General features: G+C 72.8%; 17 protein-coding genes. 8 read left to right on the forward strand and 9 right to left on the reverse strand.

Annotation, left to right across the window (positions count from 1 at the left end; translation table 11 throughout):
• Window positions 1–45: 45 nt before the first annotated feature.
• Window positions 46–681 carry an aldolase/citrate lyase/malate synthase family protein gene (locus tag COGEMETH_RS12895; protein WP_238183029.1) on the reverse strand — a complete coding sequence of 212 codons (636 nt, stop codon included), beginning with the start codon at window positions 679–681 and terminating at the stop codon, window positions 46–48.
• A gap of 141 nt (window positions 682–822) precedes the next feature.
• Between COGEMETH_RS12895 and COGEMETH_RS12900 the strand changes: the two genes are divergently transcribed.
• Together COGEMETH_RS12900 and COGEMETH_RS12905 are read left to right on the forward strand one after the other, a co-directional pair.
• Window positions 823–1,911: a lytic transglycosylase domain-containing protein gene (locus COGEMETH_RS12900; RefSeq protein ID WP_238183031.1), complete on the forward strand. Its 1,089-nt coding sequence runs from the start codon at window positions 823–825 to the stop codon at window positions 1,909–1,911.
• Window positions 1,908–3,347: a DUF2336 domain-containing protein gene (locus COGEMETH_RS12905; RefSeq protein ID WP_238183033.1), complete on the forward strand. Its 1,440-nt coding sequence runs from the start codon at window positions 1,908–1,910 to the stop codon at window positions 3,345–3,347. Before COGEMETH_RS12900 ends, COGEMETH_RS12905 begins: the two co-directional genes overlap by 4 nt.
• 219 nt (window positions 3,348–3,566) lie before the next feature.
• Here the strand turns inward: COGEMETH_RS12905 and COGEMETH_RS12910 are convergent, their stop codons facing one another.
• Together COGEMETH_RS12910 and COGEMETH_RS12915 are read right to left on the reverse strand one after the other, a co-directional pair.
• Window positions 3,567–3,833, reverse strand: coding sequence for a metal-binding protein (locus tag COGEMETH_RS12910; protein WP_238183036.1), 267 nt, complete (start codon window positions 3,831–3,833; stop codon window positions 3,567–3,569).
• Between the two features lie 96 nt (window positions 3,834–3,929).
• A complete protein-coding gene (locus COGEMETH_RS12915; protein ID WP_238183038.1) occupies window positions 3,930–5,423 on the reverse strand; it encodes a caspase family protein in 1,494 nt (497 codons plus the stop codon).
• Between the two features lie 217 nt (window positions 5,424–5,640).
• Between COGEMETH_RS12915 and COGEMETH_RS12920 the strand changes: the two genes are divergently transcribed.
• Window positions 5,641–6,048 carry a hypothetical protein gene (locus COGEMETH_RS12920; protein ID WP_238183039.1) on the forward strand — a complete coding sequence of 136 codons (408 nt, stop codon included), beginning with the start codon at window positions 5,641–5,643 and terminating at the stop codon, window positions 6,046–6,048.
• A 7-nt stretch (window positions 6,049–6,055) separates the two neighbouring features.
• Here the strand turns inward: COGEMETH_RS12920 and COGEMETH_RS12925 are convergent, their stop codons facing one another.
• Window positions 6,056–6,967, reverse strand: coding sequence for a DMT family transporter (locus COGEMETH_RS12925; protein WP_238183041.1), 912 nt, complete (start codon window positions 6,965–6,967; stop codon window positions 6,056–6,058).
• A gap of 243 nt (window positions 6,968–7,210) precedes the next feature.
• On the opposite strand from COGEMETH_RS12925, the gene COGEMETH_RS12930 reads away from it, so the two are divergent.
• Complete coding sequence (locus COGEMETH_RS12930) at window positions 7,211–8,629, forward strand: aminotransferase-like domain-containing protein (protein WP_238183043.1); 1,419 nt, start codon at window positions 7,211–7,213, stop codon at window positions 8,627–8,629.
• 6 nt (window positions 8,630–8,635) lie between these two features.
• On the opposite strand, the gene thrS is transcribed toward COGEMETH_RS12930, so the two are convergent.
• Together thrS and COGEMETH_RS12940 are read right to left on the reverse strand one after the other, a co-directional pair.
• Window positions 8,636–10,663, reverse strand: a complete 2,028-nt coding sequence (gene thrS / locus COGEMETH_RS12935) for a threonine--tRNA ligase (RefSeq protein ID WP_238183045.1) — start codon at window positions 10,661–10,663, stop codon at window positions 8,636–8,638.
• Between the two features lie 139 nt (window positions 10,664–10,802).
• Entirely contained in the window at window positions 10,803–12,089 is a 1,287-nt protein-coding gene (locus COGEMETH_RS12940; RefSeq protein WP_238183052.1) for an RsmB/NOP family class I SAM-dependent RNA methyltransferase, read from the reverse strand.
• Window positions 12,090–12,299: 210 nt separating this feature from the next.
• On the opposite strand from COGEMETH_RS12940, the gene COGEMETH_RS12945 reads away from it, so the two are divergent.
• Together COGEMETH_RS12945 and COGEMETH_RS12950 are read left to right on the forward strand one after the other, a co-directional pair.
• Complete coding sequence (locus COGEMETH_RS12945; RefSeq protein WP_238183046.1) at window positions 12,300–12,512, forward strand: DUF1674 domain-containing protein; 213 nt, start codon at window positions 12,300–12,302, stop codon at window positions 12,510–12,512.
• A gap of 89 nt (window positions 12,513–12,601) precedes the next feature.
• Window positions 12,602–12,910 (forward strand): cupin domain-containing protein, encoded by a 309-nt coding sequence (locus tag COGEMETH_RS12950; RefSeq protein ID WP_238183047.1) that lies wholly within the window; start codon window positions 12,602–12,604, stop codon window positions 12,908–12,910.
• 91 nt (window positions 12,911–13,001) lie between these two features.
• Here COGEMETH_RS12950 and COGEMETH_RS12955 read toward each other — a convergent pair whose 3' ends face one another.
• Both COGEMETH_RS12955 and bluB read right to left on the reverse strand, forming a co-directional pair.
• A complete protein-coding gene (locus tag COGEMETH_RS12955; protein WP_373875358.1) occupies window positions 13,002–13,511 on the reverse strand; it encodes a L,D-transpeptidase in 510 nt (169 codons plus the stop codon).
• Window positions 13,512–13,696: 185 nt separating this feature from the next.
• Entirely contained in the window at window positions 13,697–14,329 is a 633-nt protein-coding gene (gene bluB, locus COGEMETH_RS12960) for a 5,6-dimethylbenzimidazole synthase (protein ID WP_238183048.1), read from the reverse strand.
• Between the two features lie 450 nt (window positions 14,330–14,779).
• On the opposite strand from bluB, the gene COGEMETH_RS12965 reads away from it, so the two are divergent.
• A complete protein-coding gene (locus COGEMETH_RS12965; protein WP_238183049.1) occupies window positions 14,780–15,154 on the forward strand; it encodes a DUF2794 domain-containing protein in 375 nt (124 codons plus the stop codon).
• Window positions 15,155–15,160: 6 nt separating this feature from the next.
• On the opposite strand, the gene COGEMETH_RS12970 is transcribed toward COGEMETH_RS12965, so the two are convergent.
• Window positions 15,161–15,622, reverse strand: coding sequence for a tRNA (cytidine(34)-2'-O)-methyltransferase (locus COGEMETH_RS12970; RefSeq protein WP_238183050.1), 462 nt, complete (start codon window positions 15,620–15,622; stop codon window positions 15,161–15,163).
• Window positions 15,623–15,728: 106 nt separating this feature from the next.
• On the opposite strand from COGEMETH_RS12970, the gene COGEMETH_RS12975 reads away from it, so the two are divergent.
• Window positions 15,729–17,597, forward strand: a complete 1,869-nt coding sequence (locus COGEMETH_RS12975; protein ID WP_238183051.1) for an ABC transporter ATP-binding protein — start codon at window positions 15,729–15,731, stop codon at window positions 17,595–17,597.
• The last annotated feature ends 226 nt before the right edge of the window (window positions 17,598–17,823 follow it).

Here is a 17,823-nt window from a genome sequence, read left to right on the forward strand (position 1 = left end):
GTGAGGGCAAGTTACAAGGCGTACCGGGCCTCCTCTGCATCGCCGTCATCGAACACCGAACGCCGCCGCGATCGCCCCCACCTGCCCGGCATCGCGGGTGAGCATCCCGAAAAACCCGTCGCGGCGGGCCGCGTGGGCGTCGGCGTCCGCGGTCTCGATCGCCGGCACCCTTGCGGCCGCCGCCGCGAGGGGCAGCAGCCCGCGCGCATGGGCGAGCGGCGCCGGCCAAGCGCCGTCCGGAGCGCGGGGAGCCTCGAGGCCGAGGTCGCGGGCCAGGGCCGCCGCGTCCCAGGCGAGGCCGGAGAGCCGCGGGCTCGAACCGGGCAGCGAGCCCGCACATAAGACACCCCGCGCCGTCCCGACGACGGGGAGGATGCGGGTCGCTCCGTCCACCAGCCCCTGCTCCGCCTCCGCGACGGCGAGGCGCGCCCCGAGCCGGGCCACGTCCCAGCCGCCCTCGGCGCCGGCCAGCATCACCCCGTCCGGCCGCAAGGCCATCGCGGCGGGGAGTTCCTCTGCGCCCGAAGCGATCTGGACGTAGAGACGCGGGGCGTCCGGGCCGGCCCGCAGCCGGGCGGCCCGGTCCGCGTCCCAGCCCGTGGCTTCGGTCAGGACCAGGGTGTCGGCCTCCCCCGTCTCGGGCGGCCCGGCGCCGGGCGGCAGGATCAGCAGGGCGCGCATGGGACCGGGCTCGCGGCGGGGGCGCGGGACACCCCAAGGTCATCGGAATTCAAGCTTTCTTTACCATAACCGCACCAGGATCGCGGCGTGCGGCACCCGGTCCCGAGGGGCCGGCGCGCCTGTCCCGAACCGAAGCGGCGGATGTACCTGTTCACCACGCCCTCCAGCCCCCGCGAGACCGGCGCCAGCGCCCCCGCGGCCCGGAGCCAGGGACCGGTGGTCGACGCCATCCGCGACGGGGCGCAGGCGAGCGGCGTCGGGTTCGACTACCTGCTGGCCACCGCCAAGCGGGAATCCGCCCTCGATCCGGCGGCCAAGGCCGGCACCTCCAGCGCCACCGGCCTGTTCCAGTTCATCGAGCAGACCTGGCTCGGGGTGATGAAGACGGCCGGCCCGAAGCTCGGCCTCGCGAGCTTCGCCGACGCCATCACCGCCCGCACCGACGGGACCTTCACGGTGGCCGACCCGGGCCTGCGCCAGGCCATCCTCGACCTGCGCCGCGACCCGAAGATCGCGGCCACGCTGGCCGGCGCCCTGACCCAGAAGAACGGCGAGGCCCTGGCCGGGACGATCGGGCGCGACCCCACCGGCGGCGACCTCTATGCGGCCCACGTCCTCGGGGCCAAGGGTGCCGCCGGCCTGATCGCGGCCGTGCAGGCCGCCCCCGAGCGGAGTGCGGCCCTCGACATGCCGGAGGCGGCGGCTGCCAACCGCGGACTGTTCTACGACCGCAGCGGAAAGCCGCGCACGAACGCCGAACTCTACGCCGCCCTCTCGACCACGTCCGCGGCGTCCACGGGCGGGGGCCCGAGCCCGCCCCAGGCCGCGAGCGCCTACGCCGCGACCGCCAACGCCAACGCCGTCAACGCCAACGCCACCACCGTCAACGCCGCCGCGGCCTTCGGCGGGAGCTCGGACCTGCGCAGCCTGTTCCAGACCGACAAGCGCCAGGGCGCGATTTCTTCGGGGGTGGCCAAGCTCTGGCAGGGCCGGGCGACCGACGCCCCGCGCGCCGCGCCGACTTACTTCCCGCGCTCGGACCCGGCGGAGGATTCCGCTCCCGAGCCCGTGGCCTTCGAACCCGCCCCTGAGCCCACCACCACCGGGGCCATCGCGGCGACGCCCGCGAGTGGCCCGGCCCTGGTCAACCCGCCGCTGCCGCCCCGCCGGCCGGCCGAGTTCACCGCGGCGCTTGCAAAATCCTTCTTCGCGAACCGGAGCGGCCCATGATCATCCGCCAGTTCCTTGCCTCCACCCAGCACGATTCGGCCGGGCACCGGGCGGAGGCCGCCGCCGCCCTGGCGCGGGCCTACCTCTACGGCAGCCTCGCCCCCGAGGCGGCCTGGGAGGCCAAGACCGCCCTGCTGGCGCTGCTGGACGACCCCGCTCCCCTGGTGCGCCGGGCGCTGGCGGAGGCCTGCGCGGGCTCGACCCGCGCCCCGCGCCCGCTGATCGTGGCGCTGGCCTGCGACCAGACCGAGGTGGCCTGCCTGGTGCTCGCCGCCTCCCCCGTCCTCACGGATGCCGACCTCGTCGACGCCGCCGCCATGGGTTGCGAGGCGGTGCGCGCCACCATCGCCGCCCGGCACCACCTCTCCCACCCGGTGGCCGGCGCGCTCGCCGAGATCGGCGGGGTGGAGACGCTCGCGGTGCTGGCCCGCAACCCCACCGCCCGCATCACCACGGGGCGCCTGCTGCGCATGGTCGAGCGCCACGGCTGCGACGCGGCCCTGCGCGAGGCCCTGCTCGACCGGGCCGACCTGCCGCTGGAGGTGCGCCACGCGGTCGGCGCCCGGCTGGCGCGGGAGCTCTCGGCCTTCGTCACGGAATGCGGCTGGATCGCCCCCGAGCGCAGCGCCCGGATGAGCCGCGAGGCCGGGGAGCGCGCCGTCCTCGACCTCTGCGAGGGCGCGGGGCCGGCGGCCGTCGCCCGCATCGTCAAGCACCTGCGCACCACCGGGCAGCTCAATGCCGGCCTGATCCTGCGCGCCATCCTCTCGGGCGCGATGGGATTCGCCGAGACCGCCTTCGCCGACCTCACCGGCCTCGACCACGTCCGCGTCGCGACGCTGATGCGCTCCCCCCGCGGCATCGCCGACCTGCACGGGCGGGCGGGCCTGCCCGAGGCGCTGCTGCCCGCGGTGACGGCCGCACTCGGCGCCTGGCGCGAGGCCTTGGACGGGGCGACGACCTTGCGCGGCGCCGGCCTGTCGCGGCGGATGATCGAGCGGGCGATCACGGCCTGCGAGGACATGGATTTTGCCACCATGCAGGGGGTGATGGCGCTGCTCGCCCGCTTCGAGGCGGAGGCCGCCCGCGACGAGGCCCGCGAGGTCGCCCGCGCCATCGCCGAGGAGGCGCTGTCCCGCGAGGCGGTGCGCCGGGCGGCGGAGGAGGCCGAGGCGCAGTGGCAGGCGGCGCAGGCCGCCCATCGGCCCGCATCGGAGGCGCTCCCCGCCCCGGCGGCGCCCGAGCCCTTCAACCCGGTCGGCGCCATCCTCGACGCGCTGCCGGACCAGATCCTGGAAAGCTTCTTCGCGGAGCGGGCCCGCAGCGCGGAGGAGGCCGAGGCCCGGGCGGCGGCCGAGGCGGCGCTGTCCGCGCTCCCCGACGACCTCATCGCCAGCTACCGCGAGGACCGGGAGCGGGTGCGCCTGGCCGCCTGAAGCGCCGGGCGTCGTCCGGATCGGGCGGAGCGCCAGCAATCCGCGCCCGCCGGCCCGGCCGGGGCGTGGAGGCCGTGCGACGGACGCGGATGCCGGGATGCTCTCCCGACCGGTCCTTACGGTGGCGCGCGCGGGAAGGTTTCAGAACCGCTTTTCGACGACCGAGGCCTACATGGTGCCGCGAAGCACCCGCGAAAGACGCCTTTCGTCCTGCTCAAGCTATGCGTGAGCCTGCGCTTTCCACGCCTTGAACGCGGTTCGCATGCAGGTCCCGCACGGGCGGTAGCCCGCCGCGACGGCAGTCGCCTCATCGGCGAAGAAGACCCGTTTCACACGGTAGGCGTCGCCGTACTCCCGGATCGCCCGCAGGGCAGCCGGACAGTCGAACCGGCCATACTTGCCGTCGCGGTTGCCGCCCAATGTGGCGGGCGCGTCGCTCAGGAATTCCTGGCCTTCCGCGTCGATCAGCCGGTATTGCTTCGCCATGGGTATTCTCAGGTCTCACGCATCGTTCTGACCTCGTGCCACCGACGAGGCGGACGGGAAACGCGTTCCGGGCCGCAGACCTGCCCGGTGAGCGTTCTACCGCCGGATGGCGCCGACGAGGTTGCCCATGCCGCCGAGGAAATTGCCGACCTCGCCGAGCGAGGCCCCTCCGCCCCGCGGCTGAGGCGGCGGCTGGCGGGAATAGGCTTCGGCCTGGGCCGGACGGGGCGCGCGGGGGACCGACACGGCCCTGGCCTTGGGCGCCTCGGGCGGGCGGGCGGCGGCGAGCTTGGCGTAGTCGGCCTCGCTCTGCTCCCACAGGGCGGCCTGCTGGCCCTTGGTGAGGAAGCCCGATTCCGGGATCTGGCGGGTCTTCTGCCAGTTCGTCAGGGCGCGCCGGGTGCCGGGGCCGAACTTGCCCGTGGTGCCGCCGGGATCGAAGCCCAGCGCCCGCAGGCGCTGCTGCGTCTCCGCCCGGTCCTTGGCCGAGAGGTTCAGGGCGGCCTCGCTCGTCGCGGAGCCGGCCTCCCCCTTCAGGTCGGTTTCCGAGGGCACGGACCGGCCGGCGGGCGCGACCGCGGCGCGGGCGATGCGGTTGCGGGCGATCTGGGCGAAGTAGCCGTTGGGATGGGCCTCCAGATACGCCTTGTAGTCCTCCGGCTGGCCCGAGCGCTCGGCCGATTCCCACAGCCGCATCTCGAGCGATTGCGGGCTCGACAGGGCGGCCGGCGTCGTGGCCGGCAGGGCGCCCAGGCTGTCGATGGCGGCGACCTTCACGGTCGGGGCCAGCGCCGGGTTGAGGTAGAACTCGCCGATGATCGAGGTGTTGACCCAGGGGCGCTGCTTCTCGCCGGTGGAGCGCCACACGTCCTCGCGCACCCGGTCCATCACCGTGCTGATCGAGACGCCCGGCGATTCCATGTGCTTGAGGAGCGCGGTGGTGAAGGGACTGTTCTGGCCGGCCCCGCCGTCCAGCGCCGTCTTGCCCGGATCGGTGGCGAACGCGATCATCGTGCCGGCCGCCGAGTTCACGGTGATCTCGGAGAGCCCCGCGCCGACCGAGGCCGAGCGGGTCCGGATCGAGCGGGCCAGCTCCTTGGCGAAGGGGTTGTCGCGGCAGGCGTCGAGGATGACGAGGTTGACCCGGTCCTCCCGCTGCATCTGCCGCAGGACGAGGTTGATGTTCATGGTGCGGAAGTCGAGGTCGGCCTCGCTCTTGAGCACGGTGTCGGTGGGCAGGAGGTAGTTCTCGCCGGCCACCGCCACGCCGTGGCCCGCATAGTAGACGAAGGCCACCTTGGCGCCGTCGAGCTTGGCCGCGTACTCGCCGACGAGGCTGCGCATCCCGTCGAGCTTGAGGTCGTAGCCCTCGACCACGTCGAAGCCGATGCGCTTGAGGGCGGCGGCCACCGCCTTCGAATCGGTGAGCGGGTTGTCCAGCGTCGGCACGTTCTGGTAGGCGCCGTTGCCGATCACCAGGGCGACCCGGCGCTCGGCCGCGGCCTGCGCCACCGCGCCCCAGGTCATGCCGGCCGCGACGACGCACAGCAGCAGGGCCTGCGCCCGAACAAGACAGAACAGATTCCGCATGTCCCGTGTCCCCTCGTCGTGAGCGGGGTCGGCACCTGATGCCGCACCGTAGGAGTCGTGCGACGATCGGGGATCGCCCCGCCTTCTTCAATCGTCCGATGCCTATCTGCGAAGATGTTGCGGCAAGATTTCGTCCGGGTGTGGCTTGCCGGCCGATAGCCTGTCCGTGGCCCGCCGGAGACAGCTTCCGCCGGGTGTGGTGAAGGGTTTTCGACCGATGTGTGCCGTCTTCGCAGCGCGTGCCACCCTCCTCGTCCTGGCGCTCGGCCTGTCCGGGTGCGACCGTGCCGCGGCGCAGGGCGTGGTGGACGGATCGGATTCGGCCCTCGAACCCGGCAGGGCCCGCGCCGCCCTCGCCCTGCTCGGCAAGGACTTGCGGGACGCGCCCGCCGCCCGCGTCGGGCGGTTGCGGGCGGGCCGGGGCGGCCTCGTCTGCGGCGAGGTCGACCGGCCCAACCGGATGGGAGACTACACCGGACCCAGGCCCTTCGTGGCCGACCTCTCGGCGAGCTTTGCCGGGATCGTCCCCGACGCGCCGGAACTGCGCCACCCGGCGAGCGTCGCGCAGTATCGGGCCATGCAGCGCACGCTGAGCCTCCACGCAGCCCATTGCGCGGCGGAATGAACCCGCCTCACCCGAAGCGCCGCACCCCGGCCACGCAGGCGACGACCACCAGGGCGCAGGCCAGCATCGCGGGCTCGATCGCCTCGCCGAGCACGAGGGCGGCGATGGCAAAGCCGAGGAAGGGCTGCAGCAGCTGGAGCTGCCCGACCAGGGCGATCCCGCCCCGCGCCAGCCCCCGATACCAGAACACGAAGCCGATCAGCATGCTGAACAGGGAGACGTAGGCGAGGCCCGCGAGGGCCGAAGCGGTCGCCGCGGCGGGATGCTCCGGCATCCACAGGATGGTCAGGGGCAGGGTCAGGGGCAGCGACAGCACGGTCGCCCAGGCGATCACCTGCCAGCCGCCCAGGCGCCGGGCGAGGCCGCCGCCTTCCGCGTAGCCGAGGCCGCAGGCCAGGATCGCGGCCAGCATCAGCCCGTCGCCGGTGCCGGACAGGGTGCCCGCCCCCCGCGCGGCGAAGGCGACGGTGACGAGGCTGCCGAGGCCCGACAGGACCCAGAACGGCCGGGACGGGCGCTCCCCCGTCCGCAAGGCGCCGAACAGGGCGGTCGCCAGGGGCAGCAAGCCGACGAACACCGTCGCGTGGGCCGCACCCACGTGGCGCAGCGCCAGGGCGGTCAGGAGCGGAAAGCCCACCACGACGCCCAATGCCACCACGCCGAGCGAGACGAGGTCCTTCCGCGCCGGAAAGCTCTGGCGGAAGACGAGGAGCGCCGCGCCCGCGGCGAGCCCCGCGATGGCCGCCCGCGCGCTGGTGAGGAACAGCGGCTCGAAGCCGGCGAGCGCCAGCCGCGTCGCGGTGAGCGAGCCGCTGAAGATCGCCACGCCCGCGAGCCCGTCGATCCAGGCGGCCAGGGGCGCCCGCGCGGGGACGGTGGGCGCCAGCGGCGGAAGGGTCTGGATTCCCGGAGACGACATGGCGGTCAGGCGAAGGGCAGGATCAGGGGCAGGGCGAGGGCGATCGCGGCCGCGAGGAGGGCGGCCTCCTCGGCGCGCCGGGCGAGGCGGCTGCGGGGGGCCGGGCGTTGCGCGTGGGACATGGCGTCTCTCCTGTTCGACGGCCGGGACACTGGACGCCCCGCCGCGTCCGTGACAGGCACGGTTGCGGTACGGTTTAGTGAAACTGTCCGGTACGAACACCGGTACGGCTGGAGGCGGGCGATGTCGGACGGGCTGGTGCGGCCCCCTCCCGGCCGGGTCGGGCAGGTGGTGGCGGCGATCGAGGCGCGCATCAGCGGGCGTTCGCTCCCGCCCGGTGCCCGGCTGCCGTCGCTGCGGGCCCTCTCCGCGAGCCTGGGCGTCTCCAAGTCCACCGTGGTCGAGGCCTACGACCTGCTGGCGGCCGAAGGCGCCATCCTCTCGCGGCCGGGCTCGGGCTTCTACGTGGCGGGGCGGGCGGAGCCGTTCTGCCTCGCATCGGCGGGCCCGCGGCTCGACCGGGCGGTGGACCCCCTCTGGCTCATCCGCCAGGCCTTGGAGACCGGCCCGGAGGTGCTGAAGCCGGGCTGCGGCTGGCTGCCGCCGGACTGGCTGCCGGAGGATTCCCTGCGCCGCGCCCTGCGGCAGGCCGCCCGCGGGCAGGCCCACGGCCTGGCCGAGTACGACACGCCCCTCGGCCTGCCGCCGCTGCGCCTGCAACTCGCCCGGCGGCTGAGCGAGCGCGGCATCCCCGCCCATCCCGACCAGATCGTGCTCACCGATTCGGCGACCGCGGCCCTCGACCTGATCTGCCGCTTCCTGCTCGACCCCGGCGACACGGTGCTGGTGGACGACCCCTGCTACTTCAACTTCCACGCCCTGCTGCGGGCGCAGCGGGTGAAGGTGGTGGGCGTGCCCTTCGGCGAGGCGGGGCCGGATCTCACCGCCTTCGAGGCGGCGCTGACCGAGCACCGGCCGCGCCTCTACCTGACCAATTCCGGCCTTCACAACCCGACCGGGGCGTCCCTCAGTGCGGCCACCGTGCACCGGGTGCTGCGGCTGGCCGAGGCGCACGACATCCTGATCGTGGAGGACGACGTCTACGCCGACTTCGAGGCGGAGGCCGGCCCGCGGCTCGCCGGCTTTGACGGCCTGGAGCGGGTGATCCACATCGGCGGCTTCTCCAAGACCCTCTCGGCGGCGGCCCGCGTCGGGGTGATCGCGATCCGGCCGGACTGGGTCGAGCGCCTCGTGGACCTCAAGCTCGCGGTCAGCCTCGGGGGCGGCCACCTCGCGGCGGGCCTGGTCCACCGCGCGCTCGGCGACGGCAGCTACCGGCACCACCTCGACGCCGTCCGCGCGCGGCTCGCCGACGCCATGGGCGCGACCGTGCGGCGGCTCGCCGCGGCGGGCCTGCGGGTCGAGCGGGTGCCGGCGGCCGGCATGCTGCTCTGGGCCCGCCTGCCGGAGGGCCTGGATGCGGCCGACATCTCCCGCCGGGCGCTGGCCGACGGGGTGGTGCTGGCGCCGGGCAACGTCTTCAGCCTGAGCCAGGGAGCCGCCGGGCACCTGCGCTTCAACGTCGCCCAATCCACCGACCCGCGAGTGTTTTCGGTGCTGGAGCGGGCGATGGAGGCGGGCCGCTCCACGGTCTCCGGCTGAGGCGGCCTACGGCGCCGCGTGTTCCACGTGGTGCCCGTCCAGGGTCGCGTCGGCGCTCGGCACGCTCTCGGCCACGGCCTCCGCCCGGCGGATGTCGGGGGAGGTCGCCTCCCGCACGAAGGCGGCGACGGCCTCGGAGAGCGGCAGCATGCGGGTCTGCTGGCTGCCCAGCCGCCGGATCGAGACGGTGCCCTCCTCCGCCTCGCGCCGGCCCAGCGCCAGCAGCACCGGCACCTTGGCCAGCGAATGCTCGCGGACCTTGTAGTTGATTTTCTCGTTCCTCAGGTCGGCGTCCACCCGCAGGCCGGCCTTCTCCAGCTTGGCGACCACAATGCGCGCGTAGTCGTCGGCTTCCTGCGTGATGGTGGCGACCACCACCTGAACGGGGGCGAGCCACAGGGGGAAATGCCCGGCGAAGTGTTCGATCAGGATGCCCGTGAAGCGCTCCATCGAGCCGCAGATGGCGCGGTGGACCATCACCGGCGGCTTCTTCTGGCTGTCGGCGTCCACGTAGAAGGCGCCGAAGCGCTCGGGCAGGTTGAAGTCCACCTGCGTCGTGCCGCACTGCCAGTCGCGGCCGATGGCGTCGCGCAGCACGTACTCGAACTTCGGCCCGTAGAAGGCGCCCTCCCCCGGGTTGACCTCGGTGCGGATGCGCCCGGCCGACTGTTCCTCGATCTGGGCCAGCACGCGGGTCATCACGTCCTCGGCGTGGTCCCAGAGGGCGTCCGAGCCGACCCGCTTCTCGGGGCGCGTGGAGAGCTTCACCACGATCTCGTCGAAGCCGAAATCGGCGTAGGTGGAGAGGATCAGGTCGTTGATCCGCAGGCACTCGTCGGCGAGCTGGTCCTCGGTGCAGAAGATGTGGGCGTCGTCCTGGGTGAAGCCGCGCACCCGCATCAGCCCGTGCATGGCGCCGGACGGCTCGTAGCGGTGCACCACGCCGAATTCCGCCATGCGCAGGGGCAGGTCGCGGTAGGACTTGAGGCCGTGCTTGAAGATCTGGACGTGGCCGGGGCAGTTCATCGGCTTGAGGGCGAACCAGCGCTTGTCCTCGGCCTCGTCCCCGGCGCTCTGGGCCGCGAACATGTTCTCCCGGTACCAGCCCCAGTGGCCCGAGGTCTCCCACAGGGACTTGTCGAGGATCTGCGGGGCGTTCACCTCGGCATAGCTCCCCTTCAGGCGCCGGCGCATGTAGGCGATCAGCTCCTGGAACACGGTCCAGCCCTTGGCGTGCCAGAACACGACGCCCGGCCCCTCCTCCTGGAAGTGGAACAGGTCCATCTCCCGGCCCAGGCGCCGGTGGTCGCGGCGCTCGGCCTCCGCCAGCCGGTGCAGGTAGGCGTCGAGGTCTTCCTTCGTGGCCCAGGCGGTGCCGTAGATGCGCGTCAGCATCGGGTTGTTCGAATCACCCCGCCAATAGGCGCCGGCCACCTTCATCAGCTTGAAGGCGGTGCCGACCTTGCCCGTGGAGGTCATGTGCGGACCGCGGCAGAGGTCGAACCAGTCGCCCTGGCGATAGACCTTTAGGTCCTCGCCCGGCGGGATCGCGTCGACCAGCTCGACCTTGTAGCGCTCGCCCCGGTCCTCGAAGACCTTGCGGATGTCCTCGCGCTTCCAGACCTCCTTGGTGAACGGAGCATCGCGCGTAAGAATTTCGCGCATCCTGGCTTCGATCTTCGGAAAGTCCTCCGGCGTGAACGGCGTGTCGCGGGAGAAGTCGTAGTAGAAGCCGTTCTCGATCACCGGGCCGATCGTGACCTGCGTCTCCGGCCAGAGGGACTGCACGGCCTCCGCCAGCACGTGGGCGCAGTCGTGGCGGATCAGCTCCAGGGCGCGGGGGTCGTCGCGGCCCAGGAACTCGATGCGTGCATCCCGCTCGATCGTGTCGCCGAGGTCGGTGACGACCCCGTCCAGCGCCATCGCCACCGTGCGCTTGGCGAGCGACTTGGCGATGCCCTCGACCACGGCCCGCCCCGTCACCGCCTCGTCGAAGGCGCGGGTGTTGCCGTCCGGGAACGTGAGGATGGGCATGTTTTCGGTGTCTCCGGGCTCACTCCTGCACACGCAGCAGGTAAGCGTCTGGGGGGCTGCCCACGCATTGCGCGGAGCGGCCGTTTAGACCGATTCCCGTGACGATGGAACGCCTTTCGGCCGGCCGTTGCGGTAGGCCCTACCCCTTCCGCCGCAGCCGGCTCGCGAAGAAGCCGTCGAGGCCGCCGCGGGTGCCCAGCGCCGCGCCGTCGAGGTGGCAGGGCAGCGTGCGCAGGTCGCCCTGCGCGTCGATCAGTTCGGACAGGCCGCCGACCTCAGCCGCCTCGATCCCGACCCGCTCGTAATCTCCATTCCGCGCGAGGAAGGCCGAGACCTGCCCCTCGCCCTCCTCCGGCTCCAGGGAGCAGGTGCAATAGAGGAGGCGCCCGCCCGGCCGCACCAGGGTCGCGGCCTTGTCGAGGAGGCGTGCCTGCAATCCCGTGAGCCGCGCCACGTCGTCGGCGTTCTTGGTCCAGGCCACGTCCGGGTGTCGGCGGATCGTGCCGGTGGCCGAGCAGGGCGCATCGAGGAGCACCGCGTCGTTCTCCTCCGGCTCGAGGGCCAAGGCGTCGGCGACCCGGATCTCGGCCTGGAGCCCGAGGCGGGCGAGGTTCTCGCGCAGGCGCTCCAGGCGGGGGGCCGAGCGGTCCACGGCCGTCACCTGCGCGCCGGCGGCGGCGAGTTGCGCCGTCTTGCCGCCGGGCGCGGCGCAGAGGTCGGCGATCCGCTCGCCGGCCTGCGCGCCCAGCAGCCGGGCGGGGAGCGCGGCGGCGGCGTCCTGCACCCACCAGGCGCCCTCGCCGTAGCCGGGAAGCTCCGCGATCGCGCCGCGGGTGTCGGTCAGGCGGAGCGACCCCGTGGGCAGGATCACGGCGCCGAGGCGCTCGGCCCAGCCCTCGGCATCCGCCCGCACGGTGATGTCGACGGCCGCGCCGGCAAGATGCGCGCGGGCGATGCCGGCGGCCCGGGCTTCGCCGTAGGTCGCCCGCCAGCGCGCGGCGAGCCAATCGGGCGTGTTGTGGTCGAGGGGGTCGGCGGCTCCGGCCAGGATGGCGTCGCGCTCGCGCACGATCCGACGCAGGACCGCGTTGACGAGGCCGGCCTGGTGCTGGTTGCGGGGGTCGAGCTTTGCGAGGCGCACGGCGAGGTCCACCGCCGCGTGGTCGGGCACCGACAGGTCGAGGATCTGGGCGGCGCCCGTCAGCAGCAGCGCGAACAGCCGCGGCTGGTCCTCGGGCAGGCCCTTGGCCATGCGCTCGGCCAGCGCGCGCCGCAACAGCCCCATGCGCCGGAAGGTGACGGTGGCGATGGCCCGCGCGAGGGCGGCATCCGCCGGGTCGAGCCCGGCCACCCGGCCGGCCTGGGCGAGCGCGTCCTCCAGCGCCAGGGCCCGGTTCTGGCCGAGCAGGTCGGCGACCGCGGCCAGCGCCACCTGCCGCGCGGCGAGGCCCGCGACAGGGCCTGCGGCTTGGCTCGCGGCCTGGTCCGAGACTTGGCCGTCGTCCTGCGGCGCCGCGACCTTCGGCCCGGCCGCGTTGCGGCGTGTGCCCTTGGATGCCACTTTGGGATGCCACCTTCCGCTTGCGGTCCGCCCTGTGCGGAGCGAACCGCACGCCCTTCCATCTGAGCGAGCCCGATGCAAGACGAAACCATCCCGGAGGCCGCGCCGACCGCGCGCGCGCTCACCCCCGCGGCGGAGCGGGCGCTGGCCGAGGCGGCCGAGCGCCGCCAACGGATCGACGCGCGCGCCGCCGAACTCGCGGCCCGGCCCGAGCATCGCGGGCGCGGCGGCCTGGAGCCGGTGCGCTACGACGACTGGGAGGTGAAGGGGCTGGCCGTCGACTTCTGACGGGCCCCGGCGCCTCCGGCCCCGGTCCGGCCATCGGAACGTCGGTCTCCGCCCGCCGTTCAGCCCGGGACGGACACGCGGAGCACACCATGGCCACGAAGGTTTCGAGCAGGACGGCTTCCGAGGGCGCGCATGGCGAGGTGAGCCTCGCGGCCGGCGAGCGCGTCGCCCTGCGGATGTGGCGCGACGAGCCGCCGAACCGCGACAAGCCGACCACCACCTCCCCGCACGAGACCGTGGGCTACGTCGTCTCGGGCCGGGCCGAACTGGTGCTCGCGGGCGAGACCGTGAGCCTGGAACCGGGCGATTCCTACCTCGTGCCGGCCGGCACCGAGCACACCTACCGCATCCTGGAGAGCTTCACCGCCGTCGAGGCTACGGCCCCTCCGGCCAAGTGAAGACCGGCTGAGTGAAGACCGGCTGAGTGACGATCAGCCTCGCGGGCGATCCGGTCGCCCGCGAGGCCCTGGGCGCGCCGCCTGTCGCGGATCAGCGCGTCATGTAGACCCGCGTGCCCACGTCGACGCGGTCGTAGAGGTCGACCACGTCCTGGTTGTACATGCGGATGCAGCCGTAGGAGGCCCAGGTGCCGACCGAGCCGGGCCGGTTGGTGCCGTGGATGGCGTATTGGCCGCCGGAGAGGGTCATGGCGGCGGCGCCCATCGGGTTGTGCGGCGAGCCGCCCGCGATCAGGTTCGGCAGGCGCGGGTTGTCGCGCTTGACCTCGGCCGGAGGCGACCAGGCCGGGGCGACGTACTTGCCGTCGATGGCGGTGGCGCCCGTCCACTGCTTGCCGGGCTTGCCGACCGCCACGGGATAGCGGATCGCGGTGCCGTCGCCGTTGACGAGGTAGAGCTTGCGCTCGGAGATGCTGATCACCACCGAGCCCGGCGTCATCGCGTGCGATACGGGGACGATCTCCCGCGCCTGTGCCGCCAGGGAGAGGCCGGCGAGCCCTGCGCCCGCCAGCAAAGCCCACATCGTGTTCCGACCCGACATCCGAATTGCTCCTGCAAGCGTGACCATTCGCCGGCGAGTAATTCACGTCAGACCTTGTCGATCCAGGAAGAGCTTTGGTTAGCGCGCCATTGCGCACCTGTTTCCGCAAGATCGGTAAAGATTGATCCTTATCCGGTACGGTGAATGCACCGGGTTCCGGTGACGCGGCGGAAAGGGGGCGCGCCTCACCGCTCGATCAGCACGAGGCCCCGTTCGTCGCGGTCCTGCCAGCCGTGGCGCTCCAGTTCGGGGTCGCGGTGCTCCTCCTGCGGGGTGCCGACGCAGAGATAGGCCACCAGCCGCCACGCCTCCGGCACGTCGAGGATCGTGCGCACGGGCTCCGGCTCCAGGATCGAGACCCAGCCGACGCCGAGGCCGAAGGCGCGGGCCGCCAGCCAGAAGCTCTGCACGGCCCCGACCACGGAGTAGCGCAGGGCCTCCGGCATGGTCGCCCGGCCGAGGCCGTGGCCGGCCTCCGTCGCCTCGTCGCAGAACACGGCCAAGTGCACCGGCGCCTCGCGCAAGCCCGCGAGCTTGAGGTCGCGGTAACGTGCGCGCCGGGCGTCGGCATAGGTCGCGGCGGCGGCCGCGTTGCAGCGCTCGAAGCTCGCGACGACGAATGCCCGCCGGGCGGGGTCGGCCACCCGCACGAAGCGCCAGGGCCGGCTGTTGCCCACCGACGGGCTGAGATGGGCCGCCGCGAGGCATTCGCGCAGCACCGTCTCCGCCACCGGGTCGGGCCGGAAGCGGCGCACGTCGCGGCGCCAGGCGAACAGGTCGCCGAGGGTGCGACGGAACGCGTCGTCGAAGGAGGGCAAGGGGGGATTCCAGGGACCGGCGATGGCTCATAGAGCATCGGGCCGTATCGCGCACAAAAAAGGCCGCCTCCTGGGAGGCGGCCTGAAGTCCTTGGGTCTCGAAACCTCTGGAGATGCCGGTTCGTGGGATCGTGCGGTGTCCGAAGGGCTGGGGAGCTCGGGTTTCGGGCACCGACCGGGCACGGGCCCGACGAGGTTCGAGGTCTGTTGTGCCGCCGCAACGCGGCCCGGAAAAGGCGCGATCGGGGCGAAATCGTGGTGATTTGTTTCTCGGACGTGGCGCCAGAGCCACGGTGCCGACCCTTGCGGGTGGGGCGCGGCGGGACCATCATCGCCGTCCGAGCGTACCTCACGAAACACCCGATCACCGGGAGTTCTCCCTCTGGCCATGACGGCGCGGCGGAAGTTTCGTGAGAGACACCAAGCACCGCGTGGAACCCGGGAGTGACGATGAGCGAGAGGATGGGCGCCGACCCTCGACCCGAGGATGCGACGGCCCGGGTGGTCCCCTTCCCTGCCCAGTCGAGCGCCCCGCAGATCGCCTTCGACCGTCACGAGCTGCGCACCATCTTCAACCTCTACGGCCGGCGCGTCGCCGAGGGCGAGTGGCGCGACTACGCCCTCGACTTCCGCCGCGACAAGGCGGTGTTCTCGATCTACCGCCGCACCTCCGAGATGCCCCTCTACCGGATCGAGAAGGACCCGAAGCTCGCCCGCCGCCAGGGCGCCTACGCGGTGATCGCCGCCGGCGGCCTGGTGCTCAAGCGCGGGACCGACCTCGCCCGCGTGCTCGCCGTGCTGGAGAAGCCCCTGCGCGCGGTGTAGCGCCGCTCACGGCGGGCCCGCAGCGGTCTGCCGCAGGGCCTCGCCGACGATCATCGCCGCCGCGACCGCCACGTTGAGGGAGCGCAGCCCCGGCCGGATCGGCACCACCACCCGCGCGTCGGCGGATGTATGCACCGCCTCCGGCACGCCGGCCGATTCGCGGCCCATCAGGATGCAGTCCCCCTCGCGGTAGGCCAAGGCCGTGTAGGGCAGCGCGCCCGCGGTCGTGGCCAGGACGAGGCGGATGCCTTCTCGCGCGCGCCACTCCGAGAAGGCGGCCCAGGAGCGGTGCCGGGTGATCGGCACGTGGTCGAGGTAGTCCAGCCCCGAGCGGCGCAGGTGCCGGTCCGACACGTCGAAGCCCGCCGGCTCCACGATCTCGACGGCCAGACCCAGGCAGGCCGCCATGCGCAGGATCGTGCCGGTGTTCTGGGGGATGTCGGACTGGTAGAGGGCGAGGCGGAGCATGGGCCTGCAGGGCAGCGTTGCGCACTGCGGCATCGCTCCCCGCTTGGCCCGCGGTCAAGCGCCCTTACATCAGGGCCTCATCCGACGCGGAAGATTTCGAGCAGACATGTTTCTTGATTGGCTCGAGCGCCGCATCGACCCGTTCGCGCCCTTCGACCCGGCGCGCATGCCCCCCAAGACGGTGTTGGGCTTCGCGGGCTTTTACCTGCGCCCGATCCGCGGCGCGCTCGTCGCCCTCTTCCTCATCGCGGTGGTGGCGGGGACGGTGGAATCGTCCCTCTACCTGCTGATGCGCTGGTTCATCGACCTGCTGGGCACGGCCGACCGCACCACGATCTGGAAGGAGCACGGCATCCCGATCGCGCTGGCGGCCGGCTTCGTCCTGCTCGTGCGCCCGCTGACGGTCTGGCTGCACGAACTGCTCTCGAACCAGCTCGTCGTGCCGCAGGCGACCAACCAGATCCGCTGGCGCACGCACCTCTACACCCTCGGGCACTCCCTCTCGTACTTCCAGGCCGACTTCGCCGGCCGGCTCGCCAACCGGGTGGTGCAGGTCGGGCCGGCGGTGCGCGAACTCGCCGTCGTGTTCATCGACACCCTGCTCTACGTGGCGATCTACGCGGTCACCGCCGTCGGCCTGTTCGGCTCGATCTCGGTCTGGCTCGTCTTGCCCGTGCTGGTCTGGATCGCGGCCTATGCGGGGCTGACCGTGTGGTTCGTGCCCAGGGCCCGCGAGCGGTCGCACCGCACCGCCGAGACCCGCTCGACGCTCGTGGGCCGGGTGGTCGACAGCTACACCAACATCCTCACCGTCAAGCTCTTCGCCCGCGACCGGGAGGAGCGCGCCACCGTGCGCGAGGCGGTGGACCTCAACACCAGGACCTACCTGCACCAGTTCCGCCTCGTCACCCTGACGACCACGCTGCTCGGGCTCCTGAACAGCGCCCTGCTCACCGCCACGGCCGGCGTCTCCCTCGTGCTCTGGCAGCGGGGGGCGATGACCACCGGCGAGGCCTCGGCCGGCCTCGCCCTGGTCCTGCGCCTGATGGCGATGTCGGGCTGGGTGATGCAGACCGTGCGCGGCGTCTTCGAGAACGTCGGCGTGATCCAGGAGAGCATGCAGACGATCTCCCGGCCCCACGGCCTCGTGGACGCACCGGATGCCGGCACGCTCAACGTCACGGGCGGCGAGATCCGCTTCGAGAACGTCGGCTTCCACTACGGCCGGGGGGATGCCAGCATCATCGACGACCTGGGCTTCCGCATCCGCGCGGGCGAGAAGGTCGGGCTCGTGGGCGTCAGCGGCGCGGGCAAGACCACGATCACCTCGCTGCTGCTGCGCCTGCACGACGTCGAGAGCGGGCGCATCCTGGTCGACGGCCAGGACATCGCCCGCGTCACGCAGGACTCGCTGCGCTCGGCCATCGCCATGGTCAGCCAGGACACCTCCCTGCTGCACCGCTCCATCCGCGACAACATCGCCTACGGCCGCCCCGAAGCGAGCCAAGCGGAGATCGAGCGGGCGGCGCGGCTCGCCCACGCGGACGGCTTCATCGCCGACCTCGTGGACCACAAGGGCCGGCGCGGCTACGACGCGCAGGTGGGCGAGCGTGGGGTGAAGCTCTCGGGCGGGCAGCGCCAGCGCATCGCCATCGCCCGCGTCATCCTCAAGGACGCGCCGATCCTGATCCTGGACGAGGCGACCTCGGCACTCGACAGCGAGGTCGAGGCCGCGATCCAGGATTCGCTGGACACGCTGATGGCCGGCAAGACGGTGCTCGCCATCGCCCACCGGCTCTCCACCATCGCGGCCCTCGACCGGCTCATCGTCATCGACGCGGGCCGCATCGTCGAGGAGGGGACCCACGCGGAACTGGTGGCCCAGGGCGGCCTCTACGCCCGCCTCTGGACGCGGCAATCCGGCGGCTTCCTGCCGGACCGGCCCGAGGCCCTCTACGCGGAGGCCGGACGGTAGCGGGTCGTCACGGACCGCGCGTTTCGCGCGGGCGATGCCCAAATCGCCACGATCGCGGGCTATACGGCCTCACCCGAAGGAATCTCGTTCGGGACGCGTTGCCTTCCTCTGCAGAGGCTACCGTAGTCACACAGCTGGCGGAGGAGGCGCGGGTCCCCTCTCCCGTGCGGGAGAGGGACAGGGTGAGGGATGCGCCCTCTCCGGAGAGACCTTTGTCCCTCACCCC

The sequence above is a fragment of the Methylobacterium trifolii genome, assembly GCF_022179685.1.
In the GTDB taxonomy this organism is placed as follows: domain Bacteria; phylum Pseudomonadota; class Alphaproteobacteria; order Rhizobiales; family Beijerinckiaceae; genus Methylobacterium; species Methylobacterium trifolii.

Coding starts and splice junctions, on each gene's coding strand:
- COGEMETH_RS12895 (WP_238183029.1), bottom strand. CDS start 681: ATGCGCGCCCTGCTGATCCTGCCGCCCGGCGCCGGGCCGCCCGAGACG.
- COGEMETH_RS12900 (WP_238183031.1), top strand. CDS start 823: ATGTACCTGTTCACCACGCCCTCCAGCCCCCGCGAGACCGGCGCCAGC.
- COGEMETH_RS12905 (WP_238183033.1), top strand. CDS start 1,908: ATGATCATCCGCCAGTTCCTTGCCTCCACCCAGCACGATTCGGCCGGG.
- COGEMETH_RS12910 (WP_238183036.1), bottom strand. CDS start 3,833: ATGGCGAAGCAATACCGGCTGATCGACGCGGAAGGCCAGGAATTCCTG.
- COGEMETH_RS12915 (WP_238183038.1), bottom strand. CDS start 5,423: ATGCGGAATCTGTTCTGTCTTGTTCGGGCGCAGGCCCTGCTGCTGTGC.
- COGEMETH_RS12920 (WP_238183039.1), top strand. CDS start 5,641: ATGTGTGCCGTCTTCGCAGCGCGTGCCACCCTCCTCGTCCTGGCGCTC.
- COGEMETH_RS12925 (WP_238183041.1), bottom strand. CDS start 6,967: ATGTCGTCTCCGGGAATCCAGACCCTTCCGCCGCTGGCGCCCACCGTC.
- COGEMETH_RS12930 (WP_238183043.1), top strand. CDS start 7,211: ATGTCGGACGGGCTGGTGCGGCCCCCTCCCGGCCGGGTCGGGCAGGTG.
- thrS (WP_238183045.1), bottom strand. CDS start 10,663: ATGCCCATCCTCACGTTCCCGGACGGCAACACCCGCGCCTTCGACGAG.
- COGEMETH_RS12945 (WP_238183046.1), top strand. CDS start 12,300: ATGCAAGACGAAACCATCCCGGAGGCCGCGCCGACCGCGCGCGCGCTC.
- COGEMETH_RS12950 (WP_238183047.1), top strand. CDS start 12,602: ATGGCCACGAAGGTTTCGAGCAGGACGGCTTCCGAGGGCGCGCATGGC.
- COGEMETH_RS12955 (WP_373875358.1), bottom strand. CDS start 13,511: ATGTCGGGTCGGAACACGATGTGGGCTTTGCTGGCGGGCGCAGGGCTC.
- COGEMETH_RS12965 (WP_238183049.1), top strand. CDS start 14,780: ATGAGCGAGAGGATGGGCGCCGACCCTCGACCCGAGGATGCGACGGCC.
- COGEMETH_RS12970 (WP_238183050.1), bottom strand. CDS start 15,622: ATGCTCCGCCTCGCCCTCTACCAGTCCGACATCCCCCAGAACACCGGC.
- COGEMETH_RS12975 (WP_238183051.1), top strand. CDS start 15,729: ATGTTTCTTGATTGGCTCGAGCGCCGCATCGACCCGTTCGCGCCCTTC.